Here is a 26,501-nt window from a genome sequence, read left to right as displayed (position 1 = left end):
GCCGCCCCCACCGGTCAGGGCACGGAACTCACGATGGGACGACGCGCATGACAGCCGACGCCACCTGGCACAAGACCGCCTGCATCCTCTGCGAGAACAACTGCGGCATCCAGGTCCAGCTCGACGGCCGCCGCTTCGCCAAGATCCGCGGCGATCAGGAACACGTCGCCACCGGCGGCTACACCTGCAACAAGGCCCTGCGCCTGGACCACTACCAAAACGGCGGCACCCGCCTGACCAGCCCCCTGCGCCGGGAGAAGGACGGCACCTTCACACCCGTCGACTGGGACACCGCCATCAGCGAGATCACCGCCCGGCTCAAGACGGTGCGCGACACCCACGGCGGCAAGTCGGTCTTCTACTATGGCGGCGCCGGTCAGGGCAATCATCTCGGCGGCGCCTACAGCGGCGCCCTGCTGCGCGCTCTCGGCGCCCGCTACCGCTCCAACGCACTGGCTCAGGAGAAGACCGGCGAGGGCTGGGTCGACGCCCACCTGACGGGCGGGCACACCGCCGGTGACTTCGAGCACGCCGAGGTCGCGGTCTTCCTCGGCAAGAACCCCTGGCAGAGCCACGGGGTGCCGCGGGCTCGCACGGTGTTGAAGCAGATCGCCAAGGATCCCGCCCGGACGATGATCGTCATCGACCCGGTACGTACCGAGACCGCCGACCTCGCCGACATCCACCTCCAGGTGCGACCCGGCACCGACGCATGGTGCCTGGCCGGCATCCTCGCCGTCCTCGTTCAGGAAGACCTCGTCGACCACACCTTCCTCGAAGCCCGAACCACCGGTGCCGACACGGTCCTCGATCACCTGAAGACCGTTCACATCGCCCGATGCGCCGAGGTGTCCGGGCTGGAGGAAGACCTGCTGCGCACCACCGCGCGACGGATCGCCGCAGCCTCCAGCGTCTCGACGTATGAAGACCTCGGCGTCCAGCAGGGCCCCAACAGCACGCTCGTCTCCTACCTCAACAAACTGATCTGGCTGCTGACCGGGAACTTCGCGAAACCGGGCGCGATGCACCCCCACTCCTGGGTCGTCCCGCTGGCCCACTACGACACGGACCCGCGCCGCACCCCGGTCACCGGTGCGCGCATGCCGGGTGGCCTGGTGCCGTGCAACGTCATCGCCGAGGAGATCCTCACCGACCATCCCGAACGCTTCCGGGCGATGATCATCGAGTCCTCGAACCCGGCCCACTCACTGGCCGACTCCGCCGCCTTCAGCGAGGCACTGGCCGCCCTCGACCTCGTCGTCGTCATCGACATCGCGCTGACCGAGACCGGCCGCCAAGCCGATTACGTCCTGCCTGCCGCCTCCCAGTTCGAGAAATGGGAAGCCACCTTCTTCGCCTTCGAGTTCCCCCGCAACACCTTCCACCTGCGCGCCCCGCTCCTCGACCCGCTGCCCGGCACCCTCCCCGAACCCGAGATCCACGCGCGCCTCCTACGGGAACTCGGCGGCGCCCCGCGCGTCCCGCTGACGGTGCTGCGCACCGCGGCCCGCCTCGGCCGCACTCCCTTCAAACTGGCCTTCGCAGCCGTCGTCGCACTCGACAAGAAGCTCCTCGGCATGGCGCCCTACCTGCTCTACGAAACCCTCGGACCCACCCTTCCGGCAGGCGCCCGACCCGCGGCCGTACTGTGGGCGCTCGCCCAGCGCATCGCCAAGACCTACCCCGCAGCCATGCGCCGGGCCGGACACACAAGCGCCGACGCCCTCTTCGACGCCATGCTGGGCGGCCGCTCCGGCGTCACGTTCACCGAGGACGAGTACGCCGACGCCTGGAACTACGTGCCCCACCCCGGCCGCCGCATCCCCCTGCCCATCCCCGAACTCCTCGGCCTTCTCGCCGACCTGGACACCACCCCAGCTGTTCACACCAGCGACGACTTCCCGATCGTCCTGGCCGCAGGCCAGCGCCGGGCCTCCACCGCGAACACCATCTTCCGGGACAACACCTGGCGCAAACGCGACCAGCAGGGCGCGCTGCGCGTCAGCCCGCGCGACGCCGAACAACTCGGCCTGGCCGACGGCGCCCTCGCCCAGATCACCACGTCACGAGGCACCGCTCAGGCGGTCGTCGAGATCGATGACCGCCTGCAGCCGGGACACGCGGCCCTGCCCAACGGCTTCGGCCTCGACCTGCCCGTCGCGGACGGTGCAACCGAGCGCACCGGCGTCGCCCTCAACACACTCACCGACCTCACCTGGCGGGACCCCATCGCCGGCACTCCCTGGCACAAGCACGTCCCCGCACGCATCGCACCTCTACCCGCCTGACGAACATCTCGCCCCGCACGGCAGCGGCGCAACCGGCACCACCCAAGGAGACTGATCGTGACCACCACCGACTTCACCGCGATGACCGGCCTGGAACTGATGCGCTGGGTGCAGACCGAACGCCCCGCCGACATCCCGTCCATAGGCCGCCTGCTCGGCATGCGCTTCGACGAAGTCGACCACGGCCGCATCGTCATCTCCCTCGACACCCGCCCCGACTTCGCCAACCCCCTCGGCACCGTCCACGGCGGCATCGCAGCCACCCTCCTCGACTCCGTCATGGGCTGCGCCGTCCACACCACCCTCCCCGCCGGCGCCGGCTACACCACTCTCGAACTCAAGGTCAACTACATCCGCGCCGCCCGCACGGACGGCCAGACCCTCACAGCGGAGGGCACCGTCATTCACGCCGGCCGCCGGACCGCCACCGCAGAAGGCAAGGTGCTGGACGAAGAAGGCAAACTGATCGCCCACGCCACGACCACCTGCATGATCCTTTAGGCGGCCCGGCACCGGCCGACTTCACCTGCCGGTTCACGCCCGGGGCGTGGCCAGGGGCAGGGCGGACGGGGCGCTGAGGAGTCAGCCGCCTGGGGGCGACCTGTGCTTTGACCTCGCCGTGCCGGCTGCTCCGGCGGACCTGGAAGCCGGGGGTTGTCGTAGATGAAGCAGACCAGCAGGACCGCGCGTTCGTGCTCCTGAAGGCTGCGGCCGAGTTCCCCCATGTGCTTCACAAGCCGGTCGGTGGAGGCCACCGGGGGTCGAAGCCGAGTGCGCACGCTCCCGACCTCGCCCCCTTCCAGCAGGCTGCCCTCACCGACCGGCGCCTGCGCTACCGGCACGGACGCGACAACCGCGTGGCCACCTACACCCTCGATCCCCACGGGCTCGTCAACAAAGCCGGCGTCTGGTACCTCGTAGCCGACCACGACGGCGAACCCCGCCTCTTCCGCACCGACCGCGCCCTGTCCGCCACCGTCCTGGACCAGCCCGCCCAGCGCCGCGCCGGACTGGAACTGAGCGACGTGTGGCAAGGTCCGCTCCCTGCCGACCGCCGAAATCCTCCTCGCCTTCGGCCCCGACGCCCAAGTCCTCACCCCCGAAGATCTCCGCCGGGCCCTCACACGCAAGGCAGCAGCGACCGCAGCCCTCCAGGACTCCCGCCAGGACACCCGACGGTCGCTCCTGTGCCGTTCAGCCGATTTTGCGGCGGGGGCATCCCCGCAACCCCCGGCAGCGGAGCCACCTGCTCCCGCAGGCCGCTTCAGAACACGATCATCTCGCGCCGGACAGCCTGCTCGCCGACACCGCCAACGGCAAGACACTCGGCTCGACTTCGTCCCTACGGGCTTCTGGTGGCGAGGTGGCGGCGTGCGAACCAGATCAATGCAACTGTGGTGGGACCCAGGAGTGATGCCGGAGGATCATGCGCGCTGCGGCGCCGGAGGGGGTCAGCCGCATCGTGGTGTTGCGCAGGGCGACGGCCAGCGGGTGGGAGAGCTGCTGGCCCATTCGCCCGGCCTGTCGAGCGGCCCGGGCGACGGCCTGGCTGCGCGGGCGGCGCTCATGGTCGTACCGGGCGAGCGCGGCTTCGACGGTGGGTTCGGCGGCGAGCGCCGCGGTCAGGGTGATGGCGTCTTCCAGTGCCTGGCAGGCGCCCTGTCCGAGGTTGGGGGTCATGGCGTGTGCCGCGTCACCGAGGAGGGCGATCCGGCCGGTCGTGTACGAGGGGAGCGGCGTGCGGATCTCGGCGACGTCGTGGTGCAGTACGGCGGCGGGCCGGGTCGCGTGGAGCAGCATGGGGATCGGGTCGTGCCAGTCGCGGAACCGTCGGCGCAGTTCGGTCAACGGGTCGGCGAACCGCGTGCCGGCGGGCAGGTTGAGGACGGCGTGCCACTCGGCCCGCCTGTCTCGAAAGGCGATGTGCCCGAACTCGGCCCCCCGCCCCCAGGTCAGCTCGAAGTCCGTGCGCAGTTCGACCGCCTGCTCAGTGATGGCGCGCAGCACCGTCGAGCCGCTGTGGACCGGGCCGGGGTGGGCTGGGAAGAGGAAGCTGCGCACCTTGCTGCCGATGCCGTCGGCGGCCACCACCAGATCCGCGTCCAGGACCGTGTCGCCGCAGTCGACTCGCACCGTCGAGGGGCCGACCTGCCGGACCGCGCCGGCCTCGGAGCCGATCAGCAGTGCGGCGGCGGGCAGGGCCTCGCACAGTAGCCGGTGCAAGGTGGAGCGGGGGATGCCCAAGATCGGCGTGCCCACCGCCTTCTCCAGCACCGCGCCGTCCATCCGGGTCAGCCAACCGCCCTTCGGCGTGCGGGTGCCGCCTGTGTACTGGCCTCGCGAGGCGTCCCGTACCACCTGCCCGACGCCGAGTTCGTCCAGTGCCCGCACGCCGTTGGCGGCCAGTGAGATGCCCGCCCCCGCGTCCGCCAGCTCGGATGTGCGCTCGACGACCGTCACGTCCCATCCGATGCGGCGCAGACCGATCGCGGTGGCCAGTCCGCCGATGCCCCCTCCAACCACCACTGCCGTGCTGCCCATGCCGAACCCCCAGTGCTTCTACAGGTGTAGAAGAATCACCCTATCGCAGGCTCTACAGGTGTAGAAAGGAGTCATGGTTTCGGAAAGGCGCACCCTCCTCGCGGACGCGGCTCTCGACGTACTTGCCGACGAAGGGGTCCGGGGCCTGACCCACCGGGCAGTCGACCGTAGAGCGGCGTTGCCGCCCGGCACCACGTCGGCGTACTTCCGCACCCGGGCCGCACTGCTCACCGGGCTGGTCTCCCGCCTGGTCCAGCTCGACCAGGCGGAACTGCAAGCGATCGCCGAGGATTTCCCGCCCATCCGCACGGCCGAGCAACTCGTGGACGGCATGGTGCTGCTCACCCGGCTGCGACTCACCGGCGAGGGCCGCCGCCGCTCGCTCGCCCGGTACGCCTGCACTGTCGAGAGCGTGCGGGACCCCGAGCTGCGCGAGATTCTCGTCCCCCGCGAGAACGCCGGCCGAGAGGCCGTCCGCCTGTTCCTCGCCGGTCAGGGCGTGACGGATGTGGAGAACCGCACCCATACCCTGCTGACCTGTATCGACGGGCTGGTCTTCGACCGGCTGGTGAACGGTGGCGAAGTTCCGCGCGAGCCACTCGAAGGCCTTGTCGCCGCGGCTCTGCGTTAGGCCCCAGCGGCCCGCGGTTCCGGCCCGAGCAGCTTCCGTCGCGTATCGCCTCGATTGCGATGTCCGGTAGTCCTCGATGCTCGCCACGCCCGGTGGACCGTCACGCGCTTCGCCGCGGACCGACCATGACAGCCGGCCCCTGACCCCGTCATCTTCTTCGCGGTCCTGCAAGAGGAAAGAAGAAGACGGGGGCAGGGGCCTTCGTCACGGCGTCACGACGGTTACGGCAGTCGCCCGACCATGGCGTTTGAGTTGGCTCGTGATCAGCATTCGCCACGCCAGACGAGGCTCTTCAGTTCCACTCCCGAGGGAAAGGAGAGCTTGTACTCGCCGGGGCCGGGGTTGAAGTGGAGGCACCTGTCGTAGGTGCGGCCGTCGAAGACCCAGGTGGCCTGGATGTGATCGGATCCGGGGCTGGGAAAGCCGTTGTTCATGATGAAGCCCACCCTGAGCGACCCGGACCAGTTGCCCTCTGTCTTCAGGATCGTAGGACCGTGATAGCCAGAGGACGACCAGGCGCAGACGTTTCCCGTGGGGCAGTCCGGAGGGCTGGGCTCGGCGGATGCGTTGGGCGCGATGGCGATGACGCCGAGGACGGCGGCAGAGGCGGCGAGGGCTGCGGAACTTCGCTTGAGCATGATGATCTCCTCGAGATGTGGATCAGGCTTCGACTCCAGCCGGCCCAGCCATCATTGGGTCACTCCGAGCCGGCGCCCCGAACGGTAGATCGTGTCAGGGGCGTCGCGTCCCTGACACATGTCAGGGTGTGGCGTCCGCCCCCGATTCCCGACCCCATGGCCGTGGTGGGGAAGACGCTGTGTGTTGGTGTCGTGGGGTGCCGTGTGAGTGAAGCGGTGCTTGCGATGGTGGTGGTGTGAACCCGTTGGCCGTGAGTCGGCAAGTACAGGTTGTGAACCCTCACCACCTCCCTGACACCCACCGACCCCATCAACGGACGGACCGTCCATGACCGACCTGGCCGGCGGCGACGCCGGGCTTATCGCGGCTTCACTTGAGGATCCGGAGTGTTTCGCGGTGCTTTTCGACCGTCACGCCCCGGTGATTCACCGTTATGTCGCTCGGCGGCTTGGCCGGGACGCGGCCGATGATGTGACTGCTGAGACGTTTTTGACGGCTTTTCGGATTCGGGCTCGGTTCGATCCGGCTCGTGCCGGGGTACGGCCCTGGCTGTTCGGTATCGCCGCCAAGCAGATCGGCCGTTACCGCCGGCAGGAGGTCCGGGCGCTGAAGCTGCTCGCCCGCACCGGCTGTGACCCGGTCGCCGACAGCTGGACCGACTCCGCCGATGACCGACTCGTTGCCGAGGCCGCCGTCCGCTCGCTGGCCGGGGCACTGGCCCGTCTGTCCGCGGGTGACCGGCATGTACTGCTGCTCTTCGCGTGGGCCGACCTCGGTTACCAGGAGATCGCCGAGGCCCTCGATATCCCCGTCGGTACCGTCCGCTCCCGCCTCAACCGTGTCCGCCGCAAGCTGCGCACCGCAGCCGGTGCGGCCGGCCGCCCCCTCATCGAAGCTCCCGTCCACGAAGGTGATCCCGCATGAACGAACTCTCCGAACTGCGCCGGCTGCGCACCGACGCGCCGCTTCCCGACGCCGGCCGGCTGGCCGTGCCGCGGGCCCGGCTCGCCGCGGCACTCCGGCAGGAAACCCGCGGTGGCCGCGCTGCCCGTCCCGGGCGTCGGATGGTCCTGCTCGGCGCCGCCACGGCAGGGACCCTCGCCGTGACCGCCGGAATCGTCGCGACCCTGCCCGAGGACAGCACGAGCGCCTCTGCGGGGAAGGGCCCCCAGGTGCTGTCGGCAGGCGCCTCCGCCGACGCTCTCGAACTGGCCGCCGCGACCGTCGAGAGGCACGGCGGCAGCGAACCCGGCCCGAAGCAGTGGGTGTACGACAAGAGCACCGTCGTGGTCGGGGGCAAGCCGCAAAGCAGCGAGGAGTGGACCCGCTGGGACGGCACCGGGCACGCCAGTCTGCCCGGCATCCCCCCGGCCGGTGACGTCTCGGATTTCGACCCGGACGAGCTCCAGGTCTGGTACGGCCCCAACCAGGAGGCCAAGTGGAGGAAGGAGGGCTACGACGACCGCTCCCAGCGGCAGTTCTACCGCTTTCTCGCCACCCTGCCGAGCGACCCTGACCGGATGATGCAGCGCATCCGTCAGGAGCATGCCATCGGTGACATCAAGGGGGAGACGCGCGCGCAGCGCGACTGGCGGGAGATCGACGTCCTGTACCGGTCGGTGCTGATCCCGCCGAACGTCCAGGGGGGCCTGTTCCGGGCTCTCGCGAAGATTCCCGGTGCCCGGGTGACGACCGGTGTGAAGGACCCGCTCGGCCGTGCGGCGATCGGCGTGAGCGTTACCTACGCCGGGAAGACGCCTGCGGGCTGGCAGGGCAAGCAGGAGATCTTCTTCGATCCCGAGAGCTACGCCTACCTCGGGCAGACCCGGGACGACGGGGAGATGGTCAGCGCCCGCGCCGCCTGGGGCGTCGTCAACAGGCCCGGCGCCCGCCCCTGAGCACCCGTGAGGGGTGCCCGGTGTCACACGCCAGGGGCCCCTGCTCGCGCTACCGGCACATCTCCGGGCTGCCGCGTCCGCGGTGCCCGGGCCTGCAGTGCGCGCTCAACGCCCGCGCAGGCCGGTGGGGGAGATGGGCAACCCGGCCCGGGCATCATCGCCTCCTCCACGTCCGGGACAATGCGGCGTTCTCCAACTCCTCAGCACGGGACCGGAGTTCGCTCGGGAGTGGTCATGGTCGCTGCCCGGGCTTCTTCAGGCCGAGCCCGGCGGTCCGAGGTACGTCGCTCAAGGGGGCGTCACCAGGACACCTCGCGGACGTCGGCCCGGCTCTGCGGCTGGACCGTGGCGGTGATCTCCGACCGGTGGCGGCTGGCCGAGAACGTCACCGTGAGGGTCTGTGCCCGGGTCCGGCTCGTGCTCACCGTGAACCCCTGGTTCGGCACCGCCGAGATCAGGCACACCGCGTCGTCGCCGAACCGCACGGTGGCCTTGCCGCCCTCGGAGGGCACTGTGTAGACGCCGGCGCCGCCTTCCTGGCATCCCGGACCGTCCGCGCCGGTCGGTGCCCCCGGGGTGCTGGTGCGGCCGGTGGGCGTCGGCGTGGGCGTGGGCGTCGGGCTGGGATCGGTCGCCGGCTCGCTGCTCCGGGGCGGCGGGCTGGGCCTGCGGCTGCTCGCCGACGGACTCGGGGAAGGTTTCGTGGTGGTGGGGCCGGGCCGCGAGGGCTTCAGGGGCTCGCTCGGCGCGGACTGCGCGACCGGCGCGGTCGGCCGGGTCGACCCCACCACGAAGTGAATCGTGAGGATGACAGCGGTGACACTGGCTGCCGTGCAGGCCAGCCATATGATCAGGTAGCGCAGGAGGCGGGACACGACACCATAGTGACGGACCGGCTAACGTGCCTGCTCATGGCCTCCGTACTTGTCGTCGAGGACGACCCCGTCATCCGGGCCGCGCTGATCGAGGTCCTGACCGGGCACGGCTACGCGGTCAGGACCACCCATCAGGGTTTCGAGGCGCTGCGCGAGATCACCCAGAGCCCGCCGGACATCGTGGTGCTGGACCTGGGGCTGCCCGATCTCGACGGCCTGGACGTGCTGCGCATGATCCGGGGCATCTCCCGCGTGCCGGTCCTGGTCGCCACCGCCCGTGACGACGAGAGCGAGATCATCCGGCTGCTCAACGCGGGGGCCGACGACTACCTGGTCAAGCCGTTCTCCGGCGGCCAGCTCGCCGCCCGTCTCGCCGCCGTGCTGCGCCGGGCCGTGCCCGCAGACGTGACTGCGGCCCGGCAGCCCGTCCTGCAGGTGGCAGACCTGCGCATCGACCCGACGGCGCGCACCGCGCACCTGGCCGGCCGGGAACTGCCCCTGACCCGCCGCGAGTTCGATCTGCTCGCCTACCTCGCCGCCCACGCCGACCAGGTCGTCACCCGGCAGCGCATACTCGCCGAGGTGTGGCAGCAGCCGTACGTCGAGGACCAGACGGTCGACGTCCACCTTTCCGCGCTCCGCCGCAAGATGGGCGAGAAGGCGCGAAAGCCCCGCTATCTGCGCACGGTTCGCGGCCTGGGCATCAAATTGGTCAGCTCGCCATGAGACGTGCCCTCGCCGGGATCGCCCTGGCCGTCACCTCGATGGTGGCCCTGTCCTTCCTCATCCCCCTCGCCCTCCTCGTGCGCGAACAGGTACGGGACCGGGCCACCACGGCTGCCGAGCAGCGGGCGTCCGCCCTGTCTCCGGTGCTCGCCCTGACCACCCGGCGCGCCGACGTGCAGCAGGCCGTCGCCGAGCTCGGTTCCTCCGACCAGCTCGTCGTGCGTCTGCCCGACGGCGGCTTCGTCGGCACGTCGCACGCGCCCCGGGACGCGCTCGAGCGGGCCGTGCGCGGGCGCGAGACGCTGGCCGTGGACACCAAGGGCGGCTGGGTCTACCTCCAGCCCGTCGTCCTGCAGGGCGACCGGGTCGCGGTCGTGGAAGCCTTCGTGCCGTCCGCAGATCTCACCCGGGGCGTGGCAGCGTCCTGGGGCGTCATGTCGCTGCTCGCGCTGGGTCTGGTCGGCGGTTCGGTCCTCGTGGCCGACCGGCTCGGCGCCCGTGTCGTCCGCTCCTCGCGCAGTCTCAAGCGTGCCTCACTGGCTCTCGGCTCCGGCGACCTGGACGTGCGGGTCGAACCCGACGGCCCGCCCGAACTCAAGGAGGCCGGTGCGGCGTTCAACACCATGGCCGACCGCGTCCTCGGTCTGCTCGCCGTGGAACGCGAGCTGGTCGCCGACCTCTCGCACCGGCTGCGTACCCCGTTGACCGCTCTCTACCTGGAAGCCGACCGGATGGGGTCGACGCCCAGCGCCCGACGGGTCGCGGAGGCGGCCGGCCAGCTGGAGAGCGAACTGGACTCGATCATCGCCGCAGCCCGTACACCGCTCGCGTCGGCGCGGTCGGCCCGTGCGGCGACCGGCGCGGCGAAGGCGTGCGACGTCGCGGAGGTGGTCGCCATGCGTCTGGACTTCTGGTCGGTCCTCGCCGCCAAGCAAGGACGGCCCTACGAGCGCTCCCTCACGCCGCGACTGGTGCCCGTCGCCTTCCCCGAGGACGACCTCGCGGCCGTCGTCGATGCACTGATCGGCAATGTGTTCCGGCACACCCCGGAGGGCACCGCCTTCGCCGTGCGTGTGGAGCGGGCGGACCGGCACGTGTTCCTCACGGTCGACGACGCGGGACCGGGCGTGGCGGACCCCGACGCGGCGCTCACGCGGGGTGTGAGCGTCGGCGGTTCGACGGGACTGGGCCTGGACATCGTGGCCCGGGCGTCCCGCGCGGCGGACGGCGAACTGACGATCACCCGGGCGCCGTTGGGCGGCGCCCGGGTGCGGGTGTCGTTCGTACTGGCTGACGCGGGAGGGGCCGGCGGCGGGGTGAGGTGACGGGGTTCGGTGACCGGCGCCGACGGCCGGGGGCGGTGAGCGGGGTCAGCGACTGGCGCCGAAGTTCTGCGTCCACCAAGGGCCGCCGTCGCCGAAGTGGACGCCCACTCCCAGCTCCTTGAAGGAGCAGTTGAGTATGTTCGCGCGGTGTCCGGGGCTGTTCATCCAGGACTTCATCACCGAGGCGGCGTCCGCCTGGCCCTGGGCTATGTTCTCGCCCAGGGTCGACCACTTGTACCCCGCGGCCTCGACCCGGGTCGTCATCGTCGAGCCGTCGGGGCCGGTGTGGGACATCACGCCGCTGCTCGCCATGACGTCGCTGTAGTCGTCGGCGGCACGGGTGAGCCGGGCGTTCGCCGTGACCGGCGAGCAGCCCGCCGTGGCCCGCTCCTTGTTGACCAGCGCGAGCACCTGAGCCTCGGGTCCGCCATCGGATTCCGAACCCGACCCGGAGTCCGATCGGGTGCTGCCCGGCCGCAGGCCTCCGGAACCGCTCGCCGACCCGCCGCCGCTGCTCTTCGCCGTCGTCCCCGCGGGTGCCTTCGAGGCGGGGACGGTCGTCTTCCGTGCGCGGGGGGCCGGGCTCGCCGACTGCTTCCGCTTCTCCTTCGGTTTAGCGCTCGGCGAGCTGCTGCTCGCCGTGGTGCTCGGGCTCGCCGAAGCAGAGGCGAGCGGCGCCGTCCGTCCGGCCGTGTCCCCGGCGCCCGGCGTCCTGTCCGTGCCGTTCGCGACCACCCGGTCCGACGCGTCGCCGTCCTCGCCGCTGACGACGGCCATGGTGATCCCGACGCCCGCGATCGCAGCGACGGCTCCCATGGCCAGCGCGGGACCGCGCGTCTTCGGCCCGCTGCGGGGCCGGGCGTGGAAGCGGGACGGGCGAGCGGCTCGGCGGGAACCCATGCAGGACACCTCGGTTGGTCGGTTGGCTGACTCGGCCCCGTGGCCGGTGGCCGCGATCGCGGCCACCGGCCCTGTGGGGGGTGTTCGAGAGCCTAGGACCCGGCAGGGGCGGAGATCTCTGTTCGAAGGTCATCTTCAAGAAGCCTTAAGAGAGCCGCCAAAGTCCGCTGAGAAACGGTTGGAAGCGGCCCGGCCTGTCACGCGCCGGCCAGGTCTCCACCGTCTGCTCCACCACGACACCATCTACCTGTACAAGCGGGGTTGGCTTTGCCGGGGAGGGCGGGAGTCGTTCCGAGCTGATTGCGGGCGCCGCCGGCCGCTGCCGATACCGAGCTGGACGACCCACTCCGGCCTGGCGGGCCGGACGCGCTCGCCGTGCTCGCGTTCGGCTGCGCGAGCAGGATCATGGCCGGGACGGGGATGAGTACCAGTCCTGAAGAACACGATCGAGTGCCGCCCGGCCTGCAGGTCCCCAGTTCGGCTTGCCGCCGGGAAGGCCCCGGTCTCCGTTCTGCCCCATGAGCATCAGGAAGAGGCTCTTCATAGCGGCCAGCCCACGGGCGCGGCGGATCGCCGCCTCGTCTGCAATCGCGTACGTGTCGAAGAACCGTGAAGCGGTGCCCGCGGGGAGCAGGACCCACGCGGCAGCGAGGTCCCACGCCGGATCGCCGGCGAACAGGGCCCCGAAGTCGACGATGCCCGAGAGCGTTCCGGCCGAGACGACGACGTTCGCGGGATGAAGGTCGCCGTGCACCCAGAGCGGCGGGCCCTCCCACTCGGGGGCCGCAACGGCGTCGTCCCAAACGGCCCGGACGTCGTCGGCGAGGTCGTCGGGAACGACGGAGTGGAAGAAATGGTCGAAGCCGTCCGTGCACTTCTTGGGGTGAGCGCCGAAGTCCGAGCTGATCGGCGCCTCGGCGGGCGCCTCCACGTGAAGCGCCCGGAGAAAGCCCGCCAGTGTGTCGGCCGCGTGGGCGCCGCGGCTGATCGAGCCGTGGTCCAGCGGCTCGCCGGGAACCCACGTCATCACGGTCCAGTGTTTGGGGAAGCGCGCGGACGGTTCACCGAACCGCACCGGGTTCGGCACCGGGAGCGGCAGGCGCGGGGCCAGCACCGGTAGCCACCGCCGCTCCTTGAGCTGGAGTTCCGGGGTGGGGTCCATGCGCTGCATACGCACGGCCAACTCGTCCCCGAGGCGCCACATTTGGTTGCCCCAGCCGCCCGCCACCTCGCGGATGGCCAGCCCTGCAAGGTCTGGATGCTGCTCCCGCAGGAGGTCACGAACCAGGTCAGCGGTGATCTCGATCTCGGAGGTGGTCATGCGAAGCCACAGTATCGGGGGCAGAAGGAGCAGCTCTCACTCTTCGGGAATCCAGCCACTCGACCTTCTCTGCGAGATCGCAGTCACTGGCCACACGTGCGCAGGCGGTGGTGCTCCGTCACAGCAGCGTGCGATCCGCACACCCCGCATGCGCGAAGTCCAGTTCGATCTTGTGGGGGAGGGGAGGTGGGTGCGTCTGGGACATCAACGTCGACTCCACGGTGTGCCGGGCCCACCAGCACGCCGCCGGGGCGGGGAAAAGGGGGAGCTGCAGAAGGAGCCGCCTGGCGGCGCTAGCATCGAGTCGGACGACCACGGGCTCGGGCGCTCGCGCGGCGGCCTGACCACCAAGTTGCACCTCGCCGTCGAACAGGGCCAGAAGCCCGCGCCGACAAGGCGTACGCCTTCAGGTAGAACCGCGCTTACCTGCGGCGGCGCGGGATCCCCTGCACCATCCCGGATAAGGCCGACCAGGCTGGCAACCGCAAGAAACGCGGTTCGCACGGCGGCCGGCCGCCGAAGTTCGACCCACAGGACTACAAAGCTCGGCAGGCAGTCGAGTGCGGCATCGATCGCCTCAAGAGGCACCGGGCCGTGGCCACGAGGTACGACAAGCTCGCGGTCCGCTACGAGGCGACCGTCCCCGTCGCGGCCATCCACGAGTGGCTATGACTGACCACGTCACGATGGCGCTGCGTAACAGCTGATGGCCACCGTCTGGTGCGGACTCCACTGCTGCTCGACGGTGGCCATCAGCTCCCAGCCCAGCCGCTCATACAGGGCTGCCGCCGCGGTATCGGATGCGACGACGTCGAGCACCGGATGCAGGCCACGACGCCGCGCTTCCTCCACTGCTTGGCCGATCAGCAGTGCACCGATCCGATGTCCCCTCGCCTGCGGGGCAACGAACAGCCTGCTGACCACGGCGGTCATACCTCGCGTCGATCCGTTCCGCTCGCTCCACAACGCCGGGGCCAGATCGCCTTCGCCGCCTTGCGACAAACTGACATGCCCAACCAGGCCGCCTTCGAGTTCGGCAACCCAAGAGCCCAGCAGGGGACCGTGTGACAGCCACTCGCCGGGCTGGTCCGGCCAGTTCACCGGATAGCCGTCGCGCGCATGGACCTCCGCGAGGACCCGCACGCACTCCTCAACATCGCCATCAGCCCTCTGCCGGACCCAGCGGCTCGGCCTCTCGTCCGGCACCCCGGAGCTCTCGATGTTCACTCCGGCATAGAAAATTAGGCCACAGAGTCACAACCAGCCACTTTTGATACAGGCCCTAGTTGCGGGCCCCGGCTCGGAGCCGGTTCCGGGGGAGGACGGTCATTCGCAGGGCGCGCGGCCGTACGGTGAGCCGGGCGACCTGGCGGATGGCCTGGCCCTCGGCGAGTTCCAGCCGTACCGAACGCAGCATCGTCGCGATCGCCGTGACCATCTCGGTGCGGGCGAAGCGGTCCCCCATGCACTTGTGCTTGCCGTCCCCGAAGGGCAGGAACGCGCCTGGCGGAGGCTCCTGCGCAGCGTCGTTCCACCGGTCCGGGTCGAAGGTGAGCGGATCGGGGAAACGCTCGGGGTCGCGGTGCAGAGCGTGCTGGCAGTAGGCCAGTTCGGTGCCGGCGGGCAGCGTCCACTGGCCGAGACGGGTCTCCTCGGTAGTGCGACGTGTGACCAACCAGCCGGGGTGGTGCAGCCGCAGGGTCTCGGTGATCACCCGATTCAGGTACGGCAGCCGGGCCACGTCGTCGAGGGCGACGGGCCGCTCGCCGAGGACGTCGTCCAGCTCGGCCAGGACCCGGGCCTCGACGGCGGGGTTGCGGGCGAGTTCGTACAGGGCCCAGGACAGAACCGACGCGGTGGTCTCGGTGCCCGCCACGGCCAGGGTGAGGATCTCGGAGCATATCTGATGCCCGGTCAACGGCTCACCGGTCTCCTCGTCGACGGCGCGCAGCAACATGGAGAGCATGTCTCCGGTGTCGTGCCCGGAGGCCTGCAACTCCTCGACGGCTGTGTTGACGGTGGCGCGTACGCCGGCCCGGGCCCGGTCGAAGCGGCGGTTGAAAGGCAACGGCAGGCGCTCGGCCCAGTCGGGCAGCATGAGGCGCACACCGACGCCGTTCATCACCACCGACAGGTCGCTGCGCAGCCGGCGGAAGACGGCGTCGTCGAGGCTGCCGGCGAACACCGTCTTGGCCAGCATGTCGAGACTGAGTCCGACCATCGCCTCGCGTACGTCGAGGGGCTTCCCGGGTTCCCAGCCGGCGACCGTGGCCGTGACCTCGGTGCGCATGATGTCGACGTACCGGCTGATCTCGGTGTGGGCGAACGCCGGTTGCAGCTGACGGCGTTTGCGAACGTGAGGCCGGCCGGTGGCGGTGACGACGCTGTCGCCCAGCAGCTGGCCCAGCTTGTCGTAGAGCCGTCCCTTGTCGAGAGTGGGTGCCAGGGCCTTGAGCATCTGGTGGATCAGGGCCGGGTCCTGGACCACGACGGTGCGCGTTCCGGGTTGCAGGACGATCTCGACGACCGGTTCCCGTGTGTCGCGCAGCGAGTCGATGAAGCCGAGGTTGTCGCGCATTCTCAGAGCGTGGCCGATGAACGGAAGCGATCCGGCAGCCCGAGGTATGGGGAGAGGCGCAGCGGACGTCACGGGTCATCCCTTCACGGTAATCATGGGCGCCCCCTATGGCTTCCCTGCCCCTTCCTCACCGCAATCCTGTCATTGACGTGTCCTGTGCCACGTGGGAGGAGCTGGTCGGAGGGGGGCGCCCCCAGCTGTGCGTTCTCATCCGTGTTGCGGTAGAGGGATCGCTTCGAGTCCGGTGACGGCCAGGGACGTGTCTGACCGGCTACCGTCGGCGGCGTGACAGCGCACGCCGTATCCGGCTCTCCGGTCCCCGCCCGGCTGACACCGCTGGCAGGCTTGGGCGGAGATTTGCCTCAGGGAGACCTTCGGTGGCCCGGCCCGGTGGCCGTCCAGAGTCTGGCCGGCATCTCGGTGGACGACGACCAGAGGAGTTCGAAGCCCTCGCTCATACACCGGCCTCAGCGCTGGAGTTGCGAAGGCAGCGGCACCCAGCGGCGCGGAGCACGGCGATCCATGACTTCCTGGCCGTCGTGGATCCGCAGCCCGGCCGCGGCGCAGGCGTAGGCGAGTGTGTCGGCGTCGTGCGGGAAGGTGGACCGGCGCTGCCAGAAGCGGAAGTGCCAATGTGTGGCCGGGTCGGGCCTGTGCGGATGGAGGCCTATCTCCTCGTGCTCGACGACTGCGCCATCGCGGGCCAGGGTGCCGAATGTCCCGCCCTTGGGGTTGAAGTAGATTCCGTAGGCGGCGGTGCCCGCTGATATCGCCCGCAGTACGGCGTCGTCGCTCGGCATATAGCCGTCCTGCGTGATCGCGCAGCCGCCAGGGGCACCGGGCACGCTCGTCACGCCCACGTAGCGGAGGGACTCGTCGTAGTCCATGGGGTCGAAGGGCGCATGCTCGGCGTCTGTCTTCGGGCACTGCGCGGGGTCGGCGCCGAGCCGCCGGATCACCTCGTCCTCGCTCAGGCCCGGCACGAAGCAGATGCCGAGTCCTTCGGTCCACAGCTCCTGTTCGCCGAAGGCCGCGATGAGCGCGTCCGCCGCTGTGAACGCCGCGGCTTCCTCGGCGGGCAGCTCCACCGCCCCCGGCAGATCCGCGACGAGTGGCGCGAGCGACGTGGTCAGCAGCAGCCGGCCCGGGGACCAGGGTCCGCTCTGCGGCGTCCACGCATCGGCCCCGGCGTCGATCAGCGCTTTGACACTGCCCTTGTCTACGCAGCAGGCGGCGTACCACAGCGGTGTGTGTCCGTCGTCGTCGCGTGCGTCGACCTCCGCCTGATGCGACAAGAGCGCGGCGACCACTTCCGATGCTCCCTGTTCCGCCGTCAGATGCAGCGGAGTGGTACCACGCCATCCGACGCGGGCGTCGGGCGGTGCCCCTGCGTCCAGCCGAGCACGGATCAGGGCCGCGTCCCCCCAGTCCTGATAACCCAGTTGCTGCCAGTCGGCCCGCGGCACAGAGCGCCTGCGGGCTTCCTCCTGGCGGCGCAGCATCTCCCGCTGGTGCCGAGCCAGGGGCGGCGCCAGGAAAGCAGGCGGTCCGCTCACCTCCACGTACCCGAAGGCGTCCGGCTGCTCTGACGGATCCGGCGGCCCGAGCGCTGGCCAGATTTCGAGCGCTTGCGCCGAGGTGGCATGGAGGGCCGCCACGTCGACCGAGGTGCGGGTCTCGGCAATCCCCTCATCCGGCCACTCCACCACCAGCTGAGCCTCTCCGGCGGTTGGCAGTTCTGCCAGATACAGGTCGACGTCGGTCTTGAAGAGGGACCGTCGGGAATGATGCAAGCCGGGATCCAGTGGGATCAGCCCGACCGCTTGCGGTGTGGAAGCCACGGTCACCTGTCCCTGCGAATCGGTGAACTCCACCCTCCGGTCCGTAGTGCCGTCCAGCGAGGTCACCCGGCGGCCGTCGGAGAACAGCAGGCCCACCCGCAACCCGGACTGCCGTCCCGCAGCCGCGCTGTGCCGGCGGGTCCTACGGAAGACCGCCAGATGCAGGGTGGCTGCCTGCGGCCACACGGACCATCCCGTAAGCAGCACCTTCGTGTCCGGACCGGCGCCGAGAACCTCAAGCTGCGGCAGATGCGCAGGAGCGAACCAGTCAACCGGCGGCGCGTACCGCCCGGCGTCCTCTTCCGGCGGGCCCAGCCGGACCAATACCGTCCGCTCGGCGGCCGGTTCCTCCGGTAACACCAGATCGTCGAAGAATCCCATGCACCGATCGTGACAGAGGGGTCTGACAACAGGTCGTGCTGACGGCAGGCTGGGTCACAGATCCGCTGCTGTTCCCCCGAGTATGGCTGGAGCCTCTGTGAACCTGGGCCTGTTGCGGCGACGGCCCGAAGCAGGTGGCCGCTCCGGTCCGTCACCGATGCTCTCGCCCCTCCAGCACTGTCACCTGGTCGTCCGAGCGGGCATCTGCATCTCTCCTTCGGGACCCGCCGGTCAGCACTGTCGGATCTGCTGCTGCCATACGCTGGGGTTGCCGGTGTTGAGGTACCAGTCGTTGACGTAGCCCGACCTCACCCCCAGGTCGATGAGCATCCAGTAGCGGTAGTTGGGGTTGTCCGCCGCTCCGTCGCCGGTCGTCCAGCAGGTGAGGCCGACCTCGTCTCCGTTGAGGAGTGTCCCGTGGGGAACGTTGGCGTACCCGTATCCGGGACCGGTGCGCATCTGCAGCCAGGAGCCCGGGTCGATCCCGGTCACCGTCGTGCAGTTCGTCATGTCCCCGGAGATGCTGCACCGGTGGATGGCGGCGTTCGCGGGCGTCGCCAGGCCCAGCACCGCGGCGGCGGTGGCCAGTGCGGTGATGAGCGCGCCCGTGCGACGGGGTCGAAGTGTCATGGGGATCTGCGTCCTCTCGGGTAACCGGCACCAGATGTCTCCGGCTGGTTCGTCATGCTAGGCAGGCGTGGGACGAACAGGTCCCTGACAGCTGTCAGGGGCGCACGACCTCATAGGTTCCTCATTCTTGCGACGGCACCTTCATGTCGGTGCCGTTCATCGGTGAGGACGAAGCCTCTGCCGTGCTCAGTGCCCAGCCACGGGGGGCGAGAGCCAAGGACCAGGCCAGGGCGAAGACCTCGGTTCGAAGGGCATCTTCAAGAAGCCTTACGAGAGCCGCCAAAGCCCGCTGAGGAACGGCTGGAAGCGTTCCGACGGCGCCGTCACGTTGCCTGACCGGTGGGATGATCTTCGGGTCGACAGGCTGGGAGGGGTCATTCGTGGGGAGTGCGGCATCGGTCACCGTGGGCCTTGCAGGCAGCCGCCCACAGGCGTCATGGACGGGGTGAACTTGCCTGCGGAGCGGGTCTGTTACGGCGCGGTTGCGCCGGGAACGGCGCCAGGCTTGCGGACCGGGGCCTCCAGATAGTGGTCTACTTCCAGGCGGGCCTGGCCCTTGGCGATGAGCAGTTCGTGCCGGGCGACTTCCTTGCCGCCGTCGTAGACGACGACTTCGGAGGCGTGCAGCATCATCCGAACGGTGCGGCCGATCAGTCCCACCGGCACCGAGTAGCGGTTCGTGCGGACACTGACCCGCGCGTATCGGTCCCCCCCGGGGACTGAACAGCCGACCGGTCTCGAACGGCTCCGGCCGAAGTGCGACAGCAGTTGGCGGATCGCGGCCGTGCTCCGCTTGCCGACCGGCTCCCGGTGCACCTCGAAGCTCTGACTCACGGTCATGGCGATGTCCAGTCTCTGCTGGGCGATCAGGCTCGGATCAGGGGTTTCGGGTACCGGCAGTATGGGGTCCCCGTCCCAGGTCGTGTGCCGCCGGTTCGTCTGACGACTGGAGGGGAGTGGCCGTCTGGCTGGCCTCGGGTGACGGACTGTAGCCGGTTTGACGGGGCTGAGGGCTGTGCATGCGGATGCGGCCTTTGCCTGCTCTCTTGGCCTCGTACATAGCTTCATCGGCTTGGCGGAGGAGTTCGTCCGGTGTGACGCCCGGGAGGGCCAGTGTCATGCCGATGGAGGCCGAGACGAGTGCCTCGTTGCCTGCGATCTGGTACGGCTGCGTCAGGGCAGACAGGATTCGCTCGGCGACGTCCTTGGCGCGTAAGGGGTGTGTCCCGGCCTCTCCCTCCAGGAGGGCGGCGAACTCGTCACCGCCGAGTCGGGCTACGGTGTCTTCGGCCCGTACGGATGCCTGGAGCCGACGCGCGGCGTGGATCAGGAGAGCGTCGCCCACCGCGTGTCCGGCCGAGTCGTTGACAGCCTTGAAGCCGTCCAGGTCCATGAAGAGCACTGCGGGTGGGGCTGCGCGAGTGATCCGCTTCCGCAGGGCATGCGCGACTCGGTCGGTGAACAGGGCCCGGTTGGGCAGTCCGGTGAGCGCGTCGTGAAAGGCCAGGTGCTCGAGTACTTCCTGCCGGTTGACCCGGTCGGTCACATCGCGACTGCTGAAGATCATTCCCTCGGTGTGGTGGCTGATCGTCGACTCGACGTGGCGCCAACGTCCGTTGGCGTGACGGACCCGGCAGGACACGCGGCGGCCCGGACCGCGGATGCCTGATGCGGCTTCCTGCCGCAGCGTCTCGACTGCGTGCATCAGGGGCGTCAGATCGTCGGGGTGGCAGTACAGGGGGAGACGGGCACCCAGCAGGTCCTCAGGCCGGTAACCGAAGACGTGATGAGCGGCAGGACTGACGTAGCGTACGCGGCCCTCCAGGCTGACGATGGTGATCACGTCGCGGGTGCCGTCGACCAAGGCGCGGTACAGCGCTTCCCGGGTGGTGGCTTCGCGGGTGATGTGAAGGTGGTCGGCGTGGATGATGCCCTGGCGGATGCCGAGCGCGATAAGCAGCGAACCTGCCAGGACCAACGGAACCACGTTGGTGCGGCCTCCGACCATGGTGTGAGCTGTCAAGGCCAGGACGCAGATGGCCACGGGCACGAAGGCGGCCACGACCCCGACGACGGGCATGATGCGCTGGTCGACGTCCACGACGCTGGTGCCTCCGGCCAGCCATGGGGCAACGGCGATGAGGATTAGGCCCGTGATCGAGCAGGCCGCCGCGCAAGGAATGCCGTACCAGGTGCCGGGGGCCGGCATGAGGATGCGCATCATGTCGCTTGCGGACAAGGCGACGAGGGCCAGGACACCCACCGTTGTCGCTGTGCGCTCAGGACGCTTCAGCGAGTAGCGCATCGCCACCAGAAGTCCAAAGACCAGGATGTCCGTCACCACACGTGCCAGATCCTGCAAGGACCCGAAGGCATCGACGCTTTGGTCTGCACGATGTAGCAGCAGCACCCAGCCCAGTGTGAGCAGGGAGCCGGCGATCATCCATCCGTCCAGGACTCGCCGCAGCCCTACCAGCGTCGTGCCGCCGTCCGCCACCGCGACCACGACCCCGGCGATCGCCACCACCAGACAGAGGGCATTTGCGGTGACCGCCAGCAGCTGGAGGCCGAAGTGGCGGTCACCAGTGAGCTCCCCTTGAAAGGAAGCGAGCTGGCTGACCGCGAGGTGGTTAAGCCCACCCGCCGCCACAGAACCCGCGAAGAGTGCGAGGCGAAGACGCACCCTTCCGGCGGCCGTCCTGGCACGCTCAAGCAGGGACAGAGCGGCCAGACCATGCGCAGCCGGCACTCCGACGCCGACTGGAAGGAACAGCACCGCCGTCGCGCTTGCGCTGATTGCGGCGGCAAGCACGGTTGCCAGTCCCCGAGTCTTGCCCCATCCACATGCCGTCGATGACCAGCCGCTACGAACGGCGTGCATCGAGCCCCACCAACCGGCCTGTCCCAGCCTCATGCGAACCCCCGACGGTCATCGAGCCCAAAGAGGGCAGGCACACCGTGTTTGTGCTGCTCGTGCCGGATTAGAGCGTAGGGAGGTATCCAGCGCCTATCTCCATGAAAGGCGGTAAGTTCACCTGAAAAACGGACGAGGTCGCGGAGGCTGACACTTTGCCAGTTGCACCGTCTCCGTTTCTGGCACACGATGACGGCTTGCTTTGAGCGTAGATGCCCGGTCTTGTCGGAGTCAGAGCTGGAACTGACATCCTTGGCTTCAGCGAGCTGCCGAACCACCACTGGTGGCACCCCAGCGTCCGATTGACACCGCGCGTATTCCCGGAGCCCCCATGAGAGACGCAGTGCTTTCACCCTCCAGCTCGTCAGAGGCGTACGGGTGCAGTTGAGCTCCTGCCATCGCGGCTGCGTTCCTTTCGTCATGCCCTGCTGAAGTAGAGGGGAGGGGGGGTGGGCGGCGCGGCCACAGCCAAGGGGCGGGGCGCGCTTGCCGCGTTGCGCGTCGGTTCCGCCCGACGCGCGCCGAACCCGGCCGAGGCCGCCGACGGTGCAAGGGCCCGGGACAGAGTCGTCGGGGGCGGAGTCCGACTTCGGCGCCGCCCGCCCGAGGCCGAACGAGGAGATTCGGTGGCTTACCGACCTAGTCTGTATCGGCGCCGTGCTGGCCGAGCAGGTCGACGAGCCCGCGAACCGCAGCTACCTCTCGCGCTCTGGACCGGCGCCTGCCTCACCCGTCACCGCGACATGCCGGAACCGATAACACTCTGATCAAGCACTACTAGATCCGCCATCTGATCTCTCGGCCAGCCGTAGGAGGTCGCGCTCTCGGACGTTGGCGGAGCTGCCTTCGCCCGTTTCCCCAGGGCGACCGGGGGTGAAGATACACAGGGGTCCAATCCTGCGTCATGCAGCCCACGGCCTAGGAGACGCAAGTGACTGTCTATGTGTGCTCGTTGAAGACCGACGTCGCGCAGTCGATCCCCGCCGACGGCGCCAACCATATTGTCCGCTTCCCGTTTGGCTCCGGCGAGTCGTACGACGCGCATAACATGCACCAGGCCGTCCAGCCGGACGGCTACACCGTCACCAACTGGGCCACTGACGACCGCTCCGGCCTCATCTGGCCCTCCATCGCGGGCTGGGGCCAGTTGTACGCGATGATCCAGTGGGAGGACGGTTCCTACACTGAGCTGCGGGACCGCTTCGTCCGCGATCCGCTGAACCTGTCCACCGGCTACGATTCGACGGCCACCGATCACCGCCCGCCGTCGCCCGGCATGCAGTGCTTCACCAAGGGCCACGGCCTGTTCACCGCCATCGGTACGCCGCTGGCGCTGCTCGTCTCACACAATGACAGCACCGCCTGCGACCTCGTGCTCGCCGAATTCAAGCTCGTCATCCACACCTGACCGGAAGGCCAACGCGGACCGTTCATGTGGCTGTTGGCGACCCCGCTGGATCGTTCGCCCTCCTCCAGGGCCGGGGATCGGCAACCGGCGGCGCCCCGACCCCGCCTCCGAGCTGCTGACGCGGGGTGTTCAACCGCCCATCGGCTCGCAAATACGCGCCGGTGCTGCTGCGGTCGATGGCTGAGCAGGGCTGGCCGTCGATCTTCGAGGTCGACCACCTGCTGCTGGCGCGGGAGGTCGCGCGGGACCCGGAGGGGTTCAAGCGGCCGTCGTCGCTGGTTCCGACGCGGATCAGGGATCTTGCGCGCTACGACATCGTCACCGGTGCTGGTTGCGTCTCCATCGGGATCCATCACCCCACTTCCCCGTGGAGCCTGCGGATTTCGCAGGTCCCCCGGAGAGGCCCACAGCCTTTCGTGGACTCCCCGGGGAGGCACGACATGCATGAGCCCCTGAAGTGACAGATGGCCGCAAGATACCGGCGCGCCGCCGTATCCGATTTCACGTCAACGGAGGGCCCGTTCAAGGGGTATAGGCATCCTGTGCCACGAAGGGGCGACGCCCCGGGCTCTCAGGCGCCCGGCTGACGGAACCCGTTGGCCTCCAGCGCTGCCGGCTGACCAGCACGTCCAGCCACACGTGAGTGATCCACCGCCACGCGTGGGAACGTGTCCGGCTGCGTCTCCACTGGGGACGCAACACTGGCCCACGACGGTTCTTGGTCGACGGCGGATGGGCAGTAGCCGCAGAACATCACTGAAGTGATAGGGGTCGCGAGAGCGGGCTCATCTCTGCGCGTCGTACCCGACGCATTTATCAATCGGGGCGTCCCGTATGGTTAATCGCGTGACACTTCCCAGCGCCCCGCGTGGGCGTCCCCGAGACAGCCGGGCCCATCAGGCGATCTTGACCGCCACGGCCGAGCTGGTGACTGAAGTCGGCTACGCCGACACCTCCATCGGTGCGGTGGCCGCTCGGGCCGGCGTCGGCAAGGACACCATCTACCGCCGCTGGTCGGGCAAGGCCGAGTTGGTGTACGAGGCGGTCTTCACCCAGACCGAGGCAGCCCCGGCCCCGGATACCGGCAGCCTGACCGGCGATCTCACCGCCCTGCTGGAGGCCCTGATCCAGGAGTTCTCCACCCCGGCCGCGGCCGCTGCCCTGCCGGGCCTGCTGGCCGACTTCGCCGCTGACCCGGAATTGCAGGTCCGCATTCGCTCCGACTTCCTGACCCCGGCCAAGGACGGGCTGGTGCCGGTGTTCGAGCGTTCTGTCCAGCGCGGGGAGGCCAACCCCGGCCTGCCGGTCGACCTGGTACTGGACACACTGGCTGGCGCCGTCTTCTTCCACGTCGCCCTGGTGGGCGAGCAGCCCGGCCCAGGGCTGGCCACGCAATTGGCGGCCATCGTCGGCCGCGGAATCGAGACCCGATGAACGCCTGGTTTCTCGCCGCTGGCATAACGGCCGGCGCGGTCGCAGCCGTCCATGCCGTGGCTGGCGGTCGGGATGTCATCCGGCCACTGCTGGCTGGCAACCTCCCCGATGAGCCCCGCCGTGTCCTGCACGCGGTCTGGCACATGGTCACCGCCGACCTGATCTTGGCCGCCGCTGCCCTGATCTGGCTGGCGCTGGGCAACCGCTCTGGCGGTGACACCATCGCCTGGCTCCTGGCCGCCCACTTCGTGGCCTACTCCGTCGTGTTTCTTATCGTTTCCCTGGCCGCAAGCTGGTCGAAACCGCTGCTGCGCCTGCCGCAATGGATACTGCTGTTGCCGGTGGCGCTGCTCGCGGCGGCTGGCGCAGCGTGAACCGTGGGAGCGCGTGGCCCCTACAGAGCCTCACGACGTTCCGGGCCCGCGAACGAAGCAATTGTCAAGACCTGTCGATGGGAGCCGCACCGACCCAGCGGTGACAGACATCCATGTCACGTTGCTGCCGCACAAGATGGTGACCACGTGTCGGTCGGCGAAGCGAGCGCGTTGCCCTCCGATGCGTGGTCTGTGAGTGCTTGTTGCCGGGTGTGGGGCGTGCTCGGGGCGTCGAGGGCCGGGTGTATCGGCGGGGCCGTGTTGCCTGGGGTGGCCGCTGGGCGGAGAGTCGGCCGTAGGCGTCCAGCAACTGCTCGGCCGGCAGAGCACGCAGGGCCTTCGCGGTGTCGGTGCCGGCGGGGATGTCCAGCAGGCGCAGGTAGGCGTCGGTGTTCTCGGTGGCCTGGTGAGGGTCTGCGGGTCCAGGCCGAAGGGGCCGCTGTGCAGCAGCACCCGGGTGATGGACGAGTTCGTCGCGGGGTGGAGGGCGAGCATCAGGGAGAGTTGAGCGCCCGGCGGACTGCCCGCCGACGGTGACGGTGTGGGCGTCGCCGCCGAAGGAGGCGAGCGTTGTCCTTCACCCGGCGCAGTACGGCGGCCTGGTCCTGGGGGCCGAGGTGGGCCGTGCCGACCTGCGGCAGATAGAGGTAACCCAGCGGCCCCACATCGGAGTTGGCGGTGACGAACACGATGTCGCCCAGCGCGGCGAGGCGTGCGCCGTCGTTAGTCCCAGCCGCCGGAGCCGCTGGTGAAGCCGCCCCCGTGCCACCACACCAGGACCGGGCGGACCACACCGTCCTTCATCGCCCGGCGCGGAGCAAAGACGTTGACGCTCAGGCTGCCCTCCTCGTTGCAGTCCGGCACGCGCGGCCCCTGCACCTTCTCCAGCCTTCGAGGCCGCCTCCTACACCGGCCTCGCAACGCGCGCCGACACCACCGCCCTCACCACACGCCGTCGGCTGGAAGCGCTGGTCGGCGGCCAGGTCCTCCGGCTCGCCACCGAAGTTGACCTTGCCCGGCTGGGCATTCGCACCGAGGCGCTCCTGTGGATCACCGTCGCCCCCGGCGGACTGGAGGAGACAGGACAAGAGCTCAGCCGCCACCCCCAGGTCCGCTTCGCCTCCGCCGTCACCGGCCCCGCCAACCTCCTCGTGGCCGTTGCGGCAGTTGACTGCCGAAACCGCCTGGCAACAGCCTCCCCGATACAGGGATTCGACAACGTCGCTGATTCGTGGACAGCCGACACGAACAAACCCTGTCCATAACTTCGGCTCCGCCGCGTACCCAGCGGGCAGCGCAGGGCTGTCCACGGCCACAGCGAGCATCGGCCTGGGCAAGGACCACGTCATGCCCGGATGCCTTCCACGCCGCGCACTGCCGGACCGGCCGGGAAGGGCACGGTCACCCGGCAGCCTTCAGTGCCGACGGCGGTTCCGCTCTACCGGACCCGCTGCAGGCAGGTCTGGGGCACCTGACCACCCTGCACGATGCGCCACACGCTCCGTGCCTTGCCGCATGTGCGGTAGGCCGGACCACTCTCGGTTCGGGCTACGGCGACAGTGCACGAGGTGACCCGGTGGCCCCGGTGCAGGCTGTGGTGGATCCGGCTGGTGGTCTTCGCGACCGGACGTCGTTCGATGCCGGCCTTCTCACCGTCACCTTCCGACCTGTCACCTCCCACGTGGTGGTGCACGGCTTGGCGGTCTGGAGCGTGGGCTTGTGGTGAGGGGGTGTGGCAGATGCCTGTGGCGTGGCTGATCCCCGGTGAGAATGGCCAGGGCGGCAACGAGGTGAACG

The 26,501-nt window shown here is 69.5% G+C and carries 24 protein-coding genes and 1 pseudogene; 13 read left to right on the top strand and 12 right to left on the bottom strand.

Going from position 1 to position 26,501, the window contains the following annotated elements; all coding sequences use genetic code 11:
* Positions 1-47 precede the first annotated feature (47 nt).
* From RFN52_RS00595 to RFN52_RS00585, 3 genes and pseudogenes are all read left to right on the top strand, one after another.
* Positions 48-2,288, top strand: a complete 2,241-nt coding sequence (locus RFN52_RS00595) for a molybdopterin-dependent oxidoreductase (RefSeq protein WP_184854611.1) — start codon at positions 48-50, stop codon at positions 2,286-2,288.
* A 57-nt stretch (positions 2,289-2,345) separates the two neighbouring features.
* The gene (locus RFN52_RS00590; protein ID WP_229857026.1) at positions 2,346-2,789 is read left to right on the top strand and encodes a PaaI family thioesterase; all 444 of its coding nucleotides are present in this window, start codon (positions 2,346-2,348) and stop codon (positions 2,787-2,789) included.
* Positions 2,790-2,980: 191 nt separating this feature from the next.
* Positions 2,981-3,205 (top strand): annotated as a pseudogene (locus tag RFN52_RS00585) (WYL domain-containing protein); the annotation flags it as partial.
* 466 nt (positions 3,206-3,671) lie between these two features.
* Here the strand turns inward: RFN52_RS00585 and RFN52_RS00580 are convergent.
* Positions 3,672-4,829, bottom strand: coding sequence for an FAD-dependent monooxygenase (locus RFN52_RS00580; RefSeq protein WP_184854612.1), 1,158 nt, complete (start codon positions 4,827-4,829; stop codon positions 3,672-3,674).
* A gap of 73 nt (positions 4,830-4,902) precedes the next feature.
* Between RFN52_RS00580 and RFN52_RS00575 the strand changes: the two genes are divergently transcribed.
* Positions 4,903-5,460 (top strand): TetR/AcrR family transcriptional regulator, encoded by a 558-nt coding sequence (locus RFN52_RS00575; protein ID WP_184854613.1) that lies wholly within the window; start codon positions 4,903-4,905, stop codon positions 5,458-5,460.
* Positions 5,461-5,723: 263 nt separating this feature from the next.
* On the opposite strand, the gene RFN52_RS00570 is transcribed toward RFN52_RS00575, so the two are convergent.
* Positions 5,724-6,098, bottom strand: coding sequence for a peptidase inhibitor family I36 protein (locus RFN52_RS00570; protein ID WP_184854614.1), 375 nt, complete (start codon positions 6,096-6,098; stop codon positions 5,724-5,726).
* Positions 6,099-6,426: 328 nt separating this feature from the next.
* Between RFN52_RS00570 and RFN52_RS00565 the strand changes: the two genes are divergently transcribed.
* Both RFN52_RS00565 and RFN52_RS00560 read left to right on the top strand, forming a co-directional pair.
* Positions 6,427-7,023, top strand: coding sequence for an RNA polymerase sigma factor (locus RFN52_RS00565; protein ID WP_184854615.1), 597 nt, complete (start codon positions 6,427-6,429; stop codon positions 7,021-7,023).
* Complete coding sequence (locus tag RFN52_RS00560) at positions 7,020-7,997, top strand: CU044_5270 family protein (RefSeq protein ID WP_184854616.1); 978 nt, start codon at positions 7,020-7,022, stop codon at positions 7,995-7,997. Before RFN52_RS00565 ends, RFN52_RS00560 begins: the two co-directional genes overlap by 4 nt.
* A 299-nt stretch (positions 7,998-8,296) precedes the next feature.
* On the opposite strand, the gene RFN52_RS00555 is transcribed toward RFN52_RS00560, so the two are convergent.
* A complete protein-coding gene (locus tag RFN52_RS00555) occupies positions 8,297-8,509 on the bottom strand; it encodes a hypothetical protein (protein ID WP_184854617.1) in 213 nt (70 codons plus the stop codon).
* Between the two features lie 79 nt (positions 8,510-8,588).
* Between RFN52_RS00555 and RFN52_RS00550 the strand changes: the two genes are divergently transcribed.
* From RFN52_RS00550 to RFN52_RS00540, 3 genes are all read left to right on the top strand, one after another.
* Positions 8,589-8,795 (top strand): hypothetical protein, encoded by a 207-nt coding sequence (locus RFN52_RS00550; protein ID WP_311240840.1) that lies wholly within the window; start codon positions 8,589-8,591, stop codon positions 8,793-8,795.
* Positions 8,796-8,908: 113 nt separating this feature from the next.
* Positions 8,909-9,598 carry a response regulator transcription factor gene (locus RFN52_RS00545; protein WP_184854618.1) on the top strand — a complete coding sequence of 230 codons (690 nt, stop codon included), beginning with the start codon at positions 8,909-8,911 and terminating at the stop codon, positions 9,596-9,598.
* The gene (locus RFN52_RS00540; RefSeq protein WP_184854619.1) at positions 9,595-10,923 is read left to right on the top strand and encodes a sensor histidine kinase; all 1,329 of its coding nucleotides are present in this window, start codon (positions 9,595-9,597) and stop codon (positions 10,921-10,923) included. Before RFN52_RS00545 ends, RFN52_RS00540 begins: the two co-directional genes overlap by 4 nt.
* 45 nt (positions 10,924-10,968) lie before the next feature.
* On the opposite strand, the gene RFN52_RS00535 is transcribed toward RFN52_RS00540, so the two are convergent.
* From RFN52_RS00535 to RFN52_RS00500, 8 genes are all read right to left on the bottom strand, one after another.
* A complete protein-coding gene (locus RFN52_RS00535) occupies positions 10,969-11,823 on the bottom strand; it encodes a CAP domain-containing protein (RefSeq protein WP_184854620.1) in 855 nt (284 codons plus the stop codon).
* A gap of 403 nt (positions 11,824-12,226) precedes the next feature.
* Positions 12,227-13,144: an aminoglycoside phosphotransferase family protein gene (locus tag RFN52_RS00530; protein ID WP_184854621.1), complete on the bottom strand. Its 918-nt coding sequence runs from the start codon at positions 13,142-13,144 to the stop codon at positions 12,227-12,229.
* Between the two features lie 681 nt (positions 13,145-13,825).
* Positions 13,826-14,287, bottom strand: a complete 462-nt coding sequence (locus tag RFN52_RS00525; protein WP_184854738.1) for a GNAT family N-acetyltransferase — start codon at positions 14,285-14,287, stop codon at positions 13,826-13,828.
* 139 nt (positions 14,288-14,426) lie between these two features.
* Positions 14,427-15,794, bottom strand: a complete 1,368-nt coding sequence (locus tag RFN52_RS00520) for a cytochrome P450 (RefSeq protein ID WP_184854622.1) — start codon at positions 15,792-15,794, stop codon at positions 14,427-14,429.
* A 395-nt stretch (positions 15,795-16,189) separates the two neighbouring features.
* Positions 16,190-17,944 carry an ankyrin repeat domain-containing protein gene (locus RFN52_RS00515; protein WP_184854623.1) on the bottom strand — a complete coding sequence of 585 codons (1,755 nt, stop codon included), beginning with the start codon at positions 17,942-17,944 and terminating at the stop codon, positions 16,190-16,192.
* 231 nt (positions 17,945-18,175) lie between these two features.
* A complete protein-coding gene (locus RFN52_RS00510; protein ID WP_184854624.1) occupies positions 18,176-18,574 on the bottom strand; it encodes an SH3 domain-containing protein in 399 nt (132 codons plus the stop codon).
* Between the two features lie 471 nt (positions 18,575-19,045).
* Positions 19,046-19,414 carry a Mu transposase domain-containing protein gene (locus RFN52_RS00505; protein WP_311240839.1) on the bottom strand — a complete coding sequence of 123 codons (369 nt, stop codon included), beginning with the start codon at positions 19,412-19,414 and terminating at the stop codon, positions 19,046-19,048.
* A 37-nt stretch (positions 19,415-19,451) separates the two neighbouring features.
* Complete coding sequence (locus RFN52_RS00500; RefSeq protein WP_184854625.1) at positions 19,452-21,386, bottom strand: sensor domain-containing diguanylate cyclase; 1,935 nt, start codon at positions 21,384-21,386, stop codon at positions 19,452-19,454.
* Between the two features lie 1,033 nt (positions 21,387-22,419).
* Between RFN52_RS00500 and RFN52_RS00495 the strand changes: the two genes are divergently transcribed.
* From RFN52_RS00495 to RFN52_RS00480, 4 genes are all read left to right on the top strand, one after another.
* Complete coding sequence (locus RFN52_RS00495) at positions 22,420-22,896, top strand: hypothetical protein (RefSeq protein ID WP_184854626.1); 477 nt, start codon at positions 22,420-22,422, stop codon at positions 22,894-22,896.
* A gap of 176 nt (positions 22,897-23,072) precedes the next feature.
* The gene (locus RFN52_RS00490) at positions 23,073-23,357 is read left to right on the top strand and encodes a hypothetical protein (RefSeq protein ID WP_184854627.1); all 285 of its coding nucleotides are present in this window, start codon (positions 23,073-23,075) and stop codon (positions 23,355-23,357) included.
* Positions 23,358-23,802: 445 nt separating this feature from the next.
* Positions 23,803-24,330, top strand: coding sequence for a TetR/AcrR family transcriptional regulator (locus RFN52_RS00485; protein ID WP_311240838.1), 528 nt, complete (start codon positions 23,803-23,805; stop codon positions 24,328-24,330).
* Positions 24,327-24,704 (top strand): hypothetical protein, encoded by a 378-nt coding sequence (locus RFN52_RS00480; RefSeq protein WP_184854629.1) that lies wholly within the window; start codon positions 24,327-24,329, stop codon positions 24,702-24,704. The genes RFN52_RS00485 and RFN52_RS00480 overlap by 4 nt, the downstream gene beginning before the upstream one ends.
* 723 nt (positions 24,705-25,427) lie before the next feature.
* Here the strand turns inward: RFN52_RS00480 and RFN52_RS00475 are convergent.
* Entirely contained in the window at positions 25,428-25,568 is a 141-nt protein-coding gene (locus RFN52_RS00475; protein WP_311240837.1) for a carboxylesterase family protein, read from the bottom strand.
* Positions 25,569-26,501 lie beyond the last annotated feature (933 nt).

It is taken from the genome of Streptomyces collinus (genome assembly GCF_031348265.1).
GTDB lineage: Bacteria > Actinomycetota > Actinomycetes > Streptomycetales > Streptomycetaceae > Streptomyces > Streptomyces collinus.
The sequence above is the reverse complement of the archived record's forward strand: the minus strand, read 5'-3'. Positions and strand labels throughout refer to the sequence as shown.